The organism is Arthrobacter bambusae (assembly GCF_030812595.1).
GTDB lineage: Bacteria > Actinomycetota > Actinomycetes > Actinomycetales > Micrococcaceae > Arthrobacter > Arthrobacter bambusae_B.
This window is the reverse complement of record NZ_JAUSSZ010000001.1, coordinates 455,978-469,015: the sequence shown is the minus strand read 5'-3', so window position 1 is coordinate 469,015 and position 13,038 is coordinate 455,978. Positions and strand designations below refer to the sequence as shown.

Annotated in this window: 10 protein-coding genes; 5 read left to right on the top strand and 5 right to left on the bottom strand. The window is 63.9% G+C overall.

Annotated elements, in window-relative coordinates; translation table 11 throughout:
* Positions 1-33: 33 nt before the first annotated feature.
* Positions 34-1,692 (bottom strand): phosphodiester glycosidase family protein, encoded by a 1,659-nt coding sequence (locus J2S96_RS02190; protein ID WP_306859437.1) that lies wholly within the window; start codon positions 1,690-1,692, stop codon positions 34-36.
* A 463-nt stretch (positions 1,693-2,155) separates the two neighbouring features.
* Between J2S96_RS02190 and J2S96_RS02185 the strand changes: the two genes are divergently transcribed.
* On the top strand, positions 2,156-2,740 hold the full coding sequence (locus J2S96_RS02185; RefSeq protein ID WP_306859435.1) for a histidine phosphatase family protein: 585 nt from the start codon (positions 2,156-2,158) through the stop codon (positions 2,738-2,740).
* 18 nt (positions 2,741-2,758) lie between these two features.
* Positions 2,759-4,144: an alkaline phosphatase family protein gene (locus J2S96_RS02180; RefSeq protein ID WP_306859433.1), complete on the top strand. Its 1,386-nt coding sequence runs from the start codon at positions 2,759-2,761 to the stop codon at positions 4,142-4,144.
* A 27-nt stretch (positions 4,145-4,171) separates the two neighbouring features.
* Here the strand turns inward: J2S96_RS02180 and J2S96_RS02175 are convergent, their stop codons facing one another.
* Entirely contained in the window at positions 4,172-5,287 is a 1,116-nt protein-coding gene (locus J2S96_RS02175) for an AI-2E family transporter (protein ID WP_306859431.1), read from the bottom strand.
* Between the two features lie 56 nt (positions 5,288-5,343).
* Between J2S96_RS02175 and J2S96_RS02170 the strand changes: the two genes are divergently transcribed.
* Complete coding sequence (locus tag J2S96_RS02170; RefSeq protein ID WP_306859429.1) at positions 5,344-6,408, top strand: NAD(P)/FAD-dependent oxidoreductase; 1,065 nt, start codon at positions 5,344-5,346, stop codon at positions 6,406-6,408.
* A gap of 197 nt (positions 6,409-6,605) precedes the next feature.
* Positions 6,606-7,250: a cytochrome P450 gene (locus J2S96_RS02165; RefSeq protein ID WP_306859426.1), complete on the top strand. Its 645-nt coding sequence runs from the start codon at positions 6,606-6,608 to the stop codon at positions 7,248-7,250.
* A gap of 51 nt (positions 7,251-7,301) precedes the next feature.
* Here J2S96_RS02165 and glgX read toward each other — a convergent pair whose 3' ends face one another.
* Both glgX and J2S96_RS02155 read right to left on the bottom strand, forming a co-directional pair.
* The gene (glgX, locus tag J2S96_RS02160; protein ID WP_306859423.1) at positions 7,302-9,560 is read right to left on the bottom strand and encodes a glycogen debranching protein GlgX; all 2,259 of its coding nucleotides are present in this window, start codon (positions 9,558-9,560) and stop codon (positions 7,302-7,304) included.
* Between the two features lie 171 nt (positions 9,561-9,731).
* Positions 9,732-10,634 carry a diacylglycerol/lipid kinase family protein gene (locus J2S96_RS02155; RefSeq protein ID WP_306859421.1) on the bottom strand — a complete coding sequence of 301 codons (903 nt, stop codon included), beginning with the start codon at positions 10,632-10,634 and terminating at the stop codon, positions 9,732-9,734.
* A 410-nt stretch (positions 10,635-11,044) separates the two neighbouring features.
* On the opposite strand from J2S96_RS02155, the gene J2S96_RS02150 reads away from it, so the two are divergent.
* Positions 11,045-11,980, top strand: coding sequence for a transglycosylase domain-containing protein (locus J2S96_RS02150; protein ID WP_306859419.1), 936 nt, complete (start codon positions 11,045-11,047; stop codon positions 11,978-11,980).
* A gap of 25 nt (positions 11,981-12,005) precedes the next feature.
* Here the strand turns inward: J2S96_RS02150 and J2S96_RS02145 are convergent, their stop codons facing one another.
* The gene (locus J2S96_RS02145) at positions 12,006-13,037 is read right to left on the bottom strand and encodes an aldo/keto reductase (RefSeq protein ID WP_306859417.1); all 1,032 of its coding nucleotides are present in this window, start codon (positions 13,035-13,037) and stop codon (positions 12,006-12,008) included.
* Between the last annotated feature and the right edge of the window lies 1 nt (position 13,038).

Sequence of the window (13,038 nt, the reverse complement as noted above, 5' to 3'; positions counted from 1 at the left end):
GCCCCGGGCGCCGGGGCCCCTGTCCTCCTTGAGCTACTGATCATCCTTCCGGGCCGGCAGGACAAGGAGCGCGTCCCCGATAGCACGCTCCGACCCGCCCGAGGGGCTGTTCTGCACCTTTCCCTCGGCAACGGTGGTTGTCGAGCCGCCGCCGTCCAGGTTCATGGCCTGAACCATGCCAAGTGACATTGCAACGTCGGCCTCTTCCTTCAGGCTCAGTCCGAGCGAGGCAGTGGAACGTCCATCTGCGGTGACGAGCATGGTCCTGCCCTGGGCGTCCGTCCCGGCAAAGGTCCGGGGGTTACGTTTGTGGACCCAGCCGTAGTAGAAGCTGTTTCCGTCGTCGGGATGCACCATGCCGTCATGCCGTGCGGTCACGTCTTCACTGCCGTCCTTGACCAGCAGCGGGCCGCCGTTGACCACGCTCGTAGCCTTGTTGGGGTGCATGGTCTTCCCATCCTGGCCGAGCAGCCCGGCGTCGATTTTCAGCTTGGCGCCCACCGGAGCGAGTGCGCGGAGCCGCGCGACCTCGGTCCCGGTTGCCTGGATGGTGTGTCCGCCCTGGGGGACGGCCGCGCCACGGGTTTCGGCGACGGAGGTCACGGTGTCGTGGCTGTCCACCATCACTTCCAGGCCGGGCCCAGCAGGCGTGGAGGGCCCGAAGTCCGAAGTGAACGTGACGAGCTCGTTGGAGTTCGTGCAGGTAACATCCTGGAGCGGGCCTGAGGTAGGCAGATCGTTGGCGCCGCCGCAGTTGCGGATCAGCCCAGGAACCCGGTCGATGCCATCCAAAGGCACGTCCCCGGAAGAGGAGGAGATTTTCCCATCCCAGGTCAGTCGCTGGATGCTGCTGGCGTTCTTCTTTCCGTCGATAACAAGCGCGGGGCGGTCCGCCACGGGTTCACTAAGAGTCTTGCCTCCATAGACACCGACCCCTGCGGGGTCGCCTTCGGCACCGGCCTTCGGATCGAAAACGAAGAAGCCTCCGTTCACGCCGGCGAGGGCATGGGCTTCGGAGGCGAGTTGGCTCGTGGTCTCGCGCTTCTCCAGATCCGCTCCGAACGAGGCGGCGAGCTGGCCTTGGTACTTCCCGGGGTCGATCGTGATGACGTCGAGATTCCACGGCCCGCGCGTCTTGGGGCTCGTATCGGCGTCACCGTCCCAACCCGTGTAGATCACCGAGGAGGCAAAACCGGCAGCCTTGATTTTCGCGACGACGCCTGCGCCGTCCGCTTGCGCGGCAAACTGGCCGGCCCGGACCCGATAGCCCAAATCCCCTCCCGCGTCCGCAAGCTGCGGCGACTGGACATGTTCAACGCGGGCATCGACGCCGGCGGCCTTGAGCTTGTCCGCCGTGCGCTGTGCGCTGTCCTTGCTTGAGAGCGCCGACGTCGGAGCATCCGGATCCGGCGAATCGGAGGGGATGGCGACTTCGGCCGTCCAGAAAAGAGAAGTGTCGGCTCCACCGCGTTTGATTTTGGTCAGCGTGACGCCGGGGGCGAGGCTTGTCACCGTCCGGCTCTCGGGGAGGTCAGCGGCGCCAAGGGTGAGGTGGGCACTCTGGTCCGTGCTGTTGTCACTTTTACGGCCATCATCCGCATGGCCCGGTCCCACGGGGCCAAGGAGCGCTGAAACGACGGCCAGAACCAGACCGCCGGTAAGGGGACTGCGGTGCTTGAGCGAGGCATTCATGGGTCCAGCGTATAAAGGCCGCATCATCGCCAAGCCCGGTTTTCCGGGTTCGCGAACCCTGTTGACCGAACCTTCACGCTGCGTTTACTTACCGGCGTGTTTGCCCGCTATGGCCAGAAATCCCGGTTTCGCCAGATCCCCCCGGAATGCCTGGGCACCCTGTCTGGCCACCCTGGGTCCAAGGAAGTATCGTTTGGCACCGCCGGGTCCGGGTACGGCCCATGACTCTCAATTTGCGATCCGTCGCGTGGCTCGTCAGGCGACTGCTGGCTATTGGACACAACTCCCCTTTGTAATTGTCCAGAATGGCGAGGGTACGAGCTGCCCCTCAAGCCCCACACGCACCCTATTATGAACAACTGGCGAAGGAAAGAGTTATAAGCGGTTAACTGAGGGGTTTTTGGCGAAGTCACGGATTCCCCCATTGATCCAAGCCGCGCGGGCTCAAGGCAGAATGGAAGGCATGTCGCTTACTACCTTCGCCCTCGTCCGCCACGGTCAGACAGACTGGAACGCGCAGCGCCGGCTGCAGGGATCCACCGACATTCCGTTGAACGACGTCGGCCGCGGCCAGGCACGGGACGCCGTCGCCGTCCTGTCCGGTTACGAGTGGGACGTCATCGTTTCCTCACCGCTGAGCAGGGCCGTCGAAACCGCCGAACTGATCGCCGCTGGGCTCGGACTCAGCGTGGACCGGCGGGTGCCGGAGCTCACCGAACGCGGCTTTGGACCTGCCGAGGGCCTGCAGGCAGGATCCGAACTGGAGGCACTGCGGATCCCCGGCGGTTTCCGCGGCGCGGAAAGCGAGGACGAGGCAGCATGCCGCGGCTTGGCCGCACTGGAAGCGTTGTCCGAAGAATTCCGCGGGCGCCGCGTCCTTGTCGTCGCCCATGGGACGCTCCTGCGCTTGAGCCTGGGCCGCGCCATCGGCCGCCCCTTGGACAGCATCGACAACGCGGCGCTCAACCTCGCCCACCACCATGACGTTGACGGCTGGCAGCTCGAATACTTCAATGGTGAACGCATCATGGCTACCGTTCCCGGCTGAAAGCACTGAGCCGGAGGCATGTCCACCGGGACAGCGTCGTGGGAGACTGTTCAGCACGGACAGGAACTCTTTCCGAAGGGGATGGTCACCTTGGCGGCAACTGGTCTCAACGCCGTCCAGCACATTGTGGTCCTGATGCTCGAAAACCGCTCATTCGATCACATGCTCGGATACCTCTATGCCGATTCTGGGAATGTCTCCCCCACGGGCGAACATTTTCAGGGCTTGAATGGAACGGAGTCCTGTCCCGGCTCCGACGGCAGTCCAGTCCAGGTGTATCGACTGACTCCCTCGACCCCCGATGTCTACTTCATGCCAGGCGCCGACCCCGGCGAGGGATACCAAGCGACGAACGACCAGCTCTTTGGCAGCACCGGCGCGCCCAATCCGGGGTCGGTTCCTGCCATGACCGGCTTTGTAACCAACTATGCCGCCGCTATCAAGGACAACCTTGCCAAGGGCTGGCACGTTGTGCCGGGCACAAGCGAGCACATGATCATGGGCTGTTTCACGCCAGAGACGCTGCCTGTGTTGTCGGCGATGGCGAAGGGGTTCGCTGTCTGCGATGCCTGGTTCGCGTCGGTTCCCACGATGACGATGCCCAACCGGGCCTTCGCCTGTGCAGGCACCAGCCAGGGCAACTTGGATGACAAAGCCAAACGGTTCACCGTGCCGAGCATCTTCGGACAGCTGGGCAACCATGGCATCACATGGAAGATCTACGGCGAAACCACATCGCCCCTGACGAAACTCGACTTCGACGACACGCGGCACGCTCCGGCGTCGAACATTGGCCTCTTCACTGACTTCCAGGCCGACGCGGCGGCGGGGAAGCTCCCCTCGTACTCTTTCCTGGAGCCTTCCTGGTCTTCGACCGGCAACAGCGAACACCCCAACTACAACGTCGCTCTCGGCGAACAGTTCCTGCTAGACGCTTATCGTGCCGTCCACGACGGGCCGGCCTGGGACTCCACCTTGCTGATCGTCACGTATGACGAACACGGCGGGTGCTACGACCACGTCGCCCCGCCCTGGGGCGCGACGCCACCGGATGACACCCCGGGAGAATTCGGATTCGACTTCACCCGTTTCGGGGTACGGGTGCCAACGGTGCTGATCAGTCCGCTCATCCCCGGTGGCACCGTCTTTCGATCTCCGGGTCCTGTCCCGCTCGATCACACCAGCATCCTTGCGACAATCGAACATCGTTGGAACCTGCCGGCCCTCACCCGCCGCGATGCAGCGGCGCCCGACGTCGGCGGGGCTTTGAGCCTCACCGTCCCCCGGACCGATGATCCCCTCGCGGGCGTTCAGGCACCTACTCCCCCACCGACTACGCGCGCACTGGCAGAGCAACCTTCACACCTGCAGCAGCTGCACGACGAGCTCCTCGCGAAACCCTAGGATCGAGTTTCCGGCTGTGAGCCCTGCTCAGGCCACGGTTTCATCGGTGGTGTCGATACCCGCGGCCGTCGCTTCGCCGCGCCCGGTCCACGTCTTGATTGCAGTCCAGGCAACAGCCGCGGTCGGCACGGCCAACAAAGCACCGATAACCCCAGCGAGCATCGTCCCAATGGCCAAGGCCAGCAAAATGGCCAGTCCATGAATGCTCAGGACCTTGCCCATCAAAACGGGCTGGAGGAGGTGGTGCTCAAGCTGGTTGGCCGCGACGAGGACAGCGAGGACAATGAGGGACATCACTGGACCGTTGGAGATGAGAGCCACACCCACAGCGAGGGTGCCGGCCGCCGTGGAACCAACGATGGGAATGAACCCGCCGATGAACACAAAAACTCCGAGGGGCAGGGCAAGCGGGACACCGAGGATCGCCAGGGCTGTCCCGATGATCACGCCGTTTACCGCTGCGATCAGAGCCGTGCCCCGGACATAGCCGCCCAGGACCGTGGCGCTCCGTTCCGCAGCGAGATGGGCCTTCCCGCGGTGCGCCGCCGGAAGGAATCCAAAGAGGAAGGTCCGGATCTTCTCGCCGTCCTTGAGGAAGAAGAACAAGATCACCACCATGAGGACCAGGCCCGCCAGGATTTCACCGACGGTGCGGGCGCCGGTCAGCGCTTCGGCACCGAAACTACTGCTCGTGAAGAAACGCTGGATGGACTCAGACACGGAACGGAGTTGTTCGTCGCTCACCCTGAACGGTCCATTGTTCAGGAATTGGTGCAATTGCTCGACGCCGGAAGTGAATTTCACGGCAAGCTCCTTGGATTGCGCCCTGATCAGAAAGACGATTCCGGTGATGACTCCGCCGAAGACTACGAGGATCCCCACGAACGATGCTGCCACCGCGAGGGCCCGGGGCCAGCGCCGAGCAGTCAGCCAGCGCACGAGGGGGGATATTGCAGAGGAGAGAATGAGCGCGATAGTGACCGGGATAATGACAAGCGGCACCCTGGTCATCGCCCACAAAATCACCGATACAAAAGCGATGACCAGAAGCATCTGCCCTGAACGGATCCCGGCGCGGCCCAGGCCGTCGGACCAAATCGCCGACATTGCGGGTTTGTTCGGCGAATTGTTGCCTTCAGTCATGGAGTACCTTCCTGGTGGTGATTCCGGACCTTCGGATGGCCTTTTCCTTGTCGCCCATGCCCCACCCTAACGGGGCACTTCGATGGAGCCGCAATTTTGCCCCGCCGCGGCGGGATCCCCCACCTGGCCTGCCAGGTGTCGGCCACCACGCTGGTCCCGCGGCACCTGCCCAGCCCTACGACCGGCCGCCGCTGTCGAAACAGCTCCTGGCCGGGTCTTTCCGATCGGCGGACACCTCGCTGCCGCGGCGCCGGGACATCGGTGCCACCTGGCGGCTGGGCGTAGCCGCGAGCAGCCTCGATCTGGCAACCAAGCAGGTCCAACTCGCCGACGGCAGCCGGATCGGCTTCGACAAGTTGCTGATTGCAACCGGTTTGCGCTCCCGCCCCTGGCCCAACGCGGCGGAGGCCGCCCTTTCCGGAGTGCTGACATTGCGCACCCGTGAGGACTCCGCAGCCTTGCGCCGACTCCTCGCAGCCCACCCCCGCCGGGTGCTCGTCATCCGGGCCGGATTCATAGGTTGCGAGGTCGCTTCCGTGTGCCGGGAATTGGGCTTGCCGGTCACCGTCGCGGAGGCTGGGCCGGCTCCCCTGGTCGCAGCCCTTGGCGAGACAATCGGCGCAATAGCCGGCAAGCTGCAAATCGAACATGGCGTGGATCTGCGCTGCGGTGTCCGGGTCACATCCCTTGGAGGCGATGACACAGGACAGCTGCGCCGCGCCGTCCTGTCGGACGGAACAGCCCTCGAGGTGGACGTTGCGGTGGCTGCGCTGGGTTCGGTCCGCAATGTGGAATGGCTCGCGGATTCCGGCTTGGCATGCGGCGTGTGGGGCGTCGCGTGCGACGCCGGTTGCCGCACCTGGCGGTGCCGAAATTCTGGTCGGTTCAATTCGGCACCGAGATCAAAAGCGTGGGAGTGCCTTCGGCTGCCGATGAGGTCGCCATCGTCCAAGGCTCGGTGGCCCAGTGGCGGTTCCTGGCCGTTTACGGTTACAAGGGCCGCATCGTGGGGCCAACCCTTACCCGTTATATGCGGAGCTCCGCAGGACTCCCGTGGCACGGCTTCAGGACGGAACGTACGTTGCCAGCGGTTATGCAGAGATCTCCTCGCTGCTGCATGACCCCCGGGTGAGTTCCGATTTCAGCCACAACCCGGTCGCGGCCGCCGCGGGAGCCGGAGAGGACGGCGACGGCCCCGGTATGTCTCCGACGTTCTTGAACATGGATCCGCCGGAACACGACAAGTTTCGGCGAATCACAATGCGCCACTTCGGCCCACCCACGACGCAGGGCCGCATCGCCGGAATTGCGTGCCTTCATGGAAGAACTTGTGGAAGCCCACCGCGAGGCACCGGGAAACGACCTGCTCTCAGCGCTTGCCACCGATGACGGCCCTGAAGGCCGTGGCCGTATGCCCGCCGATCAGCTCGTAAGCACGGGACTTCTCCTGCTCATTGCCGGACACGAAACCACGGTGAACCTCATTTCCAACGGTGTCCTCACCCTGCTCCGCCACCCGCACGAACTTCAGAGGCTGCGCAACGACCCCGGTCTTTCCATTCCGATGGTCGAGGAGCTGCTGCGCTACGAGCCGCCGGTGCATTTCGTTCCCTTCCGCACAGCGCTCGACGACATCGACATGGCAGGAACAACCATCCCGGCAGGCGCGTCGCTCACACTGCTCCTGGCCGCGGGCAACCGCGATCCCGTCCACGTCACCCAGCCAGAGCTGTTCATTCCCGACAGGCCCAACAACGAGCACCTCGGTTTTGGCGGAGGCATCCACCTCTGCTTCGGCGCGCCCCTCGCCCGCCTGGAAGCCCAGATCGCCCTCGCGGCATTCGCGGGCAGGGTGGAGAACCCGCGGCTCGTCGACGACCCGCCAAGCTACCGCCCAAGCCCGTTCCTGCGTGGTCCCTCGCACCTGCCCGTCGAAATCGACGGCGTCGTGGCAGGGCGCTGAGGCCGCTATACGCTCAGACCCTGCCCGCGCGTCCTCCGGCTGCGCCCAAGATCAGTCCTGCTCGCTTGGGCTCAGGGCGGCCGGCTTCTTCGTTGTCTTCGGCTCCGGAACGGCAGGAGACGTGAGCGCCGCGGTTTCGGGGGTCGCCGTATGCGTCAACGCTGCGAGCGACGCGGCCACCGAGTGGTCCGGGACCTCCTCTGGAGTGCTGTGCGCACGAAGCACCATGAGTGACTTCGCCCGGAGGGACACCAGGCCGTCTGCTTCGACAGGCTCGGAGTCGGCGCTCTCGCCCGCGGTATCGATGAGGATGTCCCAGGCCGGAGCGTACTCGTCCGAAGGCAGCCTGAACTTTACCTCGTCGTCGTGGGCATTGAAGTAGAGCAGGAAGTTGACGTCCGTGATGCGCCGGCCCTGGTTGTCCCGGCCGCGGATCCCGTCACCGTTGAGGAACACCCCCACGGAGCGGCCGAAGCCGTTGTCCCAATCCTCCGGCCGCATGAAATCTCCGTCAGGGTCCAGCCAGACGATGTCCGGAAGGGGCGCCCCTTCGCCCCTGAGGACGGGGCGGCCGTCGAAGAAGCGGCTGCGCCGGAACGTGGGATGCTTCGCGCGCAAAGCACTGACCGCCGCCGTGAACTCCACCAGCGGCTGGTCCACACTGTCCCAATTGATCCACGTCAGCTCGGAATCCTGGCAATAGCCGTTGTTGTTACCCCGCTGCGTCCGGCCAAGCTCATCCCCGTGCAACAGCATCGGAACACCCTGGGAAAGAAGCATCGAGGCGATGAAATTCCGCTGCTGCCGCGCCCGCAACGCCAGGACCTTCGGATCCTCCGTGGGCCCCTCGACACCGCAGTTCCACGAACGGTTGTGGGACTCGCCGTCGTTGTTGCCCTCGCCGTTGGCCTCGTTGTGCTTCTCGTTATAGGACACCAGGTCCGCCAAGGTGAAGCCGTCATGGGCCGTGACAAAGTTGATCGACGCCACCGGACGACGCCCGGAATGCTCATACAGGTCCGCCGACCCCGTCAACCGCGACGCGAACTCACCCAGCGTCGACGGCTCCCCGCGCCAGAAATCACGGACCGTGTCCCGGTACTTGCCGTTCCACTCCGTCCACTGCGGCGGGAAATTGCCCACCTGGTAGCCACCCGGACCGACATCCCACGGCTCCGCGATCAGCTTGACCTGCGAGACCACCGGATCCTGCTGGATCAGCTCGAAGAAGGTCGACAGTTTGTCGACGTCGTAGAATTCCCTCGCGAGTGCCGCTGCGAGGTCGAAGCGGAACCCGTCCACGTGCATCTCGGTCACCCAATAACGCAGGGAATCCATGAGCAACTGCAGCGAATGCGGGCTGCGCACGTTCAACGTGTTCCCGGTACCCGTGTAATCCATGTAGTGCTTCTCGTCGCCATCCACCAGACGGTAATACGCCGAGTTGTCGATCCCCTTGAAGGACAGCGTGGGACCCAGGTGGTTGCCCTCGGCCGTGTGGTTGTACACGACATCAAGAATGACCTCGATACCGGCCCGGTGCAGCGAACGGACCATGGCCTTGAAATCCTGGACCTGCTGGCCTTGGTCTCCTGAGGAGCTGTAGCTGTTGTGCGGGGCAAAGAACCCGATGGTGTTGTAGCCCCAGTAATTGTTCAGCCCCTTGTCCTGGAGGGTGCCGTCGTTTACAAACTGATGCACCGGCATAAGCTCGATCGCCGTCACGCCGAGCTTCTGCAAGTGGGAGATGACAGCCGGGTGCGCAACCCCGGCATAGGTACCCCGCTGTTCTTCCGGAACTTCGGGATGGAGCTGGGTCAGGCCCTTAACATGCGCTTCGTAGATGACCGAGCGGTGGTACGGGATACGCGGCAGGTGGTCCCCGTCCCAATCGAAGAACGGGTTGACGACCACACCCAACATCATGTGCGGCGCGGAATCCTGGTCGTTGCGGGAGTCCGGATCGCCCAGGTTGTAGGAGAACAGCGCCGGGTCCCAGTCGATCTGGCCGTGCACCGCTTTTGCGTACGGGTCCAGGAGCAACTTGTTGGGGTTGAAGCGCTGCCCGTTGGCAGGATCATAAGGGCCGTGGACCCGGTAGCCGTACTTCTGGCCGGGCTGCACCTGCGGAAGGTAGCAATGCCACACGTAGCCATCGACTTCCACGAGATCGACCCTGGTTTCGGAACCGTCGTCCTGAAACAGGCAAAGCTCGACCCTTTCCGCCCTCTCGCTGAACAAAGCGAAGTTGGTTCCGGTTCCGTCGAAGGTGGCGCCAAGGGGGTACGCCGATCCGGGCCAGATTTCCATTCGTGCTCCTATTATGTTGGCCAACCGTTTTGTCCGGCGGGGTCATGCATCGAGAGGGACTTTGCCGTGCGTGCCCGAAGAAAAGGCACGATACCCGACGCAGTACTAAGCTTGCTTACTGTATCGCAGATCGCTCCGCCACAAGTTCCATTGCATCAGGTAGTGCTTTGTTTATCCCAAGGTGGCGAGGGCCGCCGGGACGCACTCGATCCTGACCGGCATATTTGCGTCGACGGACTTCACTTCGCCGTCGATCTGATACGGAAGCGGCTTGACGGTGGTGAACGAGTAGCTGCTCACGCTGGGCTGGTCCCCTAGGCCCTTCGTGGCTGCCTGCAGCGCCATCAAAAGGACCCTCCACTTTGGCATGTGGGAAAAGACGATCACTTCGAATTTACCGTCGCAAAGATTGCTGTCGTCCGCGTCGCTCAGTGTGGCGTACTTCGCCATCTCTGGAATGTTGGCGAGCACGAGGCTGTCCAGACTACGGTGCGAGCCGTCCGCCTGCCGTATTTCAAAGGGCTCAAACTTCGAAAAAGCCCGAACCACCGAGACCATTTCCTTCAGGGCCCCCTTGCCGCCCTTTTCCAAGTCGATGGCCACCACCGGGGTAAGCCCAAATCCAACGTAGGAGTGCGCATACTCCGCAGACGAATCCGCTGCCTCACCCGTGTGCACGCGCAGCAAATCGATGTTCCGCACGATACCCTCGGCGATCGCTTCCCCCAGCGGCTGGCTACCGGTGCTGCGCCGGTGGTCATTGGCATTGCCCGCCCCGAGCACCGCGCATACCGCCCTGGGATTGCCACCCTGCATCACACCGTTGACGACCTCGTTGTAGCCGCCGTCACCACTGGCGGAAACCACCAGAACGTCTCCGCCCCCGCTGACAGCATCCCGCGCCAGCTCCACGGCATGACCGGCATGTGCCGTCGGCTGAAGCCTGATGTCCACCGGGTAGCTGAGAAGATCCTCCAGCTCGGCGTGGAGCTCTTCGGCCAGCCGGCGCGCATCCCCGGTGCTGTTGGGATTGAAAATGATGACGATAGATTCAAAGGTCCGTGCAGAAGTCATTGCCGCTCCAGATACATACTCGTGACGCCCGAAAATTCCATGCCCGCGTTGCCATCCAACACCCAAGCCGGACTGCCCCCGGACCGCAGGGCCGGATTCTTGCACGCAATCACTTCGGTAAGTGTACTTACACTCTTCCGCCGCGCACTCTTCCGCCGCGCTCGAGGAAGCCGCACGCAAAGAGACTTCGGACCGGACGTCGCCTGCTTCCTGAACGGTAGTGACAGCAAGGCCCGGTAGACTTTCGTGCCATCCTCTACCCCTTCGAGGGGAAATCGTGCGGGACGAGAAGCGAAAGCAGACCGATGGACACTCCAACACCCCCGACCTCGCCTCGGCGTCCGCCGCTGGGGAACCGGCCTCCAGCGGGCCGCCCTGACGCGGCGCGGGCGAAAGTCATCAGCTACCCAGTGCCTGTCCCAGGGGAGCCGCGGGGAGCTGTCCAAGCCCGGGGGAAACGATCCGTCACCGAGCCGGACCCGGCCCAGCCGCCGGTTTCCTCAGACGGCAAAAAGCCCAAGCGATCCAAACGGAAATGGCGCCGCAAGCTCCTCTTGGCCCTGATCGCCCCGCTGGTCCTGGTCCAAATCATCGCCTTCATGTTCAGCATGGGCGTGACCCCGACGCGCACGGCGTACATGCTGGAGGCGGGTGAGCCCAACGTCTACCAGTTCGTGTCGATCAACCACATGAGCCGTCACTTGCTGGCAGCGACCATCGCCCATGAAGACGAACAGCTCGGCACACGCAGCGGGGCCTTCGACCTCGGAGACCTCCAAGCCAGGGCACAAGCGTATTTCGAGGGAAAGCCCGACCCCAGCGGTTCCACCATCCCCCAGCAACTGGTCAAGAATATTTTCCTCTGGGACGACCAAAACGCCGTACGCAAAGGGATTGAAGCCGTCCTGGCAACCCAGTTCAGCTACACGTTGACCCCTCAGCGCACCCTCGAGCTCTATCTGAACTATGCCCAGTTCGGCCCCCATTTGTACGGCGTCTGCGCCGCCAGCTGGTACTACTTCGGAACACCGCCCTGGAACATGTCCGATTACCAATCAGCTCAGCTGATGGGCGTCCTTCCGCTGCCGGACCTGGTCAAGCGGGATCCCAACGGGGGCATCTACCTCGGTTCCGGCGTCAACCCCGCCGTGTGGAATCTTGTGAACGGAGCCGCGAACGTCTGGGTCCCCCGGCAGATCGTCGGCCTGGGCGGGTGGCAGGCTGCCGTCGCGACGATCGGCATCACAGACACGGCCGACAGCCATGCCAACCAGCGCTCGGACAACGACGCATGCTCGACCATGCCCCAAAGCGTGAACGACCGCATCCAGAGCGAAACCGGCTAGGAACAAATCCGGCGACCCGGCAGCGTTACCGGCCGCCCTCGATCTTCCGGCTGCGCTGGTTCTGGGCCATCGGGCCATACGGATAGACACCCACCCGGGGCTGGCTGGCCTCGTCGAGCCGGCCGGTTTCTTCGGGGCTGAGTTCCAGGTCCGCTGCGGCCAGGTTGTCCGCCAACTGTTCCGTGGTGCGGGCACCGAGGATCACGGAGGTCACCGCGGGCCGGTTGGCCAACCATGCAAGGGCAACCCGGGAGGCACTCACGCCGTGATCCGCTGCGATCTTTTCCACTGTGCCGATGACATCCCAGGTGCGTCGATCCGCGTTGCGGGCCTGCCACGCCTCCATGCCACGTTCCGGGTTTTCACCCAGGCGGGTGGCACCGGTGGGCGGCACGTCCCGCTTGTACTTACCGGACAGCCATCCGCCGCCCAAGGGAGACCACGGCAGCAGCCCGACGCCCGCATCCAGCGCAGCCGGAACGATCTCCGATTCGATCTCGCGGACCAGCAGGCTGTACTGGGGCTGCAGGGTCACCGGCGCACTCCAGCCGAAGGCCTTGGCCACATGGACGGCCTTGGTCAACTGCCACCCCAGGAAGTTGGAAAAGCCGTAGTAGGCGATCTTGCCGCTGCTGACGGAGTCGTGCAGGAAGCGCAGCGTCTCCTCCAACGGTGTAATCGGGTCCCACGCGTGCATTTGGTAGAGATCGATTTGCTCCACGCCCAAACGGCGCAGCGAATCGTCCAACGCCCGGTTCAGATGGCGGCGGGAAGTGCCGACGTCGTTCGGGGCGGTGCCCATGGGGAAGCGGCCCTTGGTGGCCAGCACCACGCGGTCCCGCGCGTCCGGCCGTTCGGCCAGCCAGCGGCCGATGATCTCTTCCGACACCCCGGCGCTGTAGACGTCGGCGGTGTCGATGAAGTTTCCACCGGCGTCGACGTAGTCGTCCAGGATGGCCCGGGAAGTTTCCTCGGTGGCCTCGGCCCCGAATGTCATGGTTCCCAGCGCGTAGTTCGAAACCACTGCGCCGCTGTTGCCCAGAGTGCGGTATTGCATG

What these genes read in the sequence shown, in the direction of transcription:
- J2S96_RS02190 (WP_306859437.1), bottom strand. Translation starts at nt 1,692, where the DNA reads ATGAATGCCTCGCTCAAGCACCGCAGTCCCCTTACCGGCGGTCTGGTT.
- J2S96_RS02185 (WP_306859435.1), top strand. Translation starts at nt 2,156, where the DNA reads ATGTCGCTTACTACCTTCGCCCTCGTCCGCCACGGTCAGACAGACTGG.
- J2S96_RS02180 (WP_306859433.1), top strand. Translation starts at nt 2,759, where the DNA reads ATGTCCACCGGGACAGCGTCGTGGGAGACTGTTCAGCACGGACAGGAA.
- J2S96_RS02175 (WP_306859431.1), bottom strand. Translation starts at nt 5,287, where the DNA reads ATGACTGAAGGCAACAATTCGCCGAACAAACCCGCAATGTCGGCGATT.
- J2S96_RS02170 (WP_306859429.1), top strand. Translation starts at nt 5,344, where the DNA reads ATGCCCCACCCTAACGGGGCACTTCGATGGAGCCGCAATTTTGCCCCG.
- J2S96_RS02165 (WP_306859426.1), top strand. Translation starts at nt 6,606, where the DNA reads ATGGAAGAACTTGTGGAAGCCCACCGCGAGGCACCGGGAAACGACCTG.
- glgX (WP_306859423.1), bottom strand. Translation starts at nt 9,560, where the DNA reads ATGGAAATCTGGCCCGGATCGGCGTACCCCCTTGGCGCCACCTTCGAC.
- J2S96_RS02155 (WP_306859421.1), bottom strand. Translation starts at nt 10,634, where the DNA reads ATGACTTCTGCACGGACCTTTGAATCTATCGTCATCATTTTCAATCCC.
- J2S96_RS02145 (WP_306859417.1), bottom strand. Translation starts at nt 13,037, where the DNA reads ATGCAATACCGCACTCTGGGCAACAGCGGCGCAGTGGTTTCGAACTAC.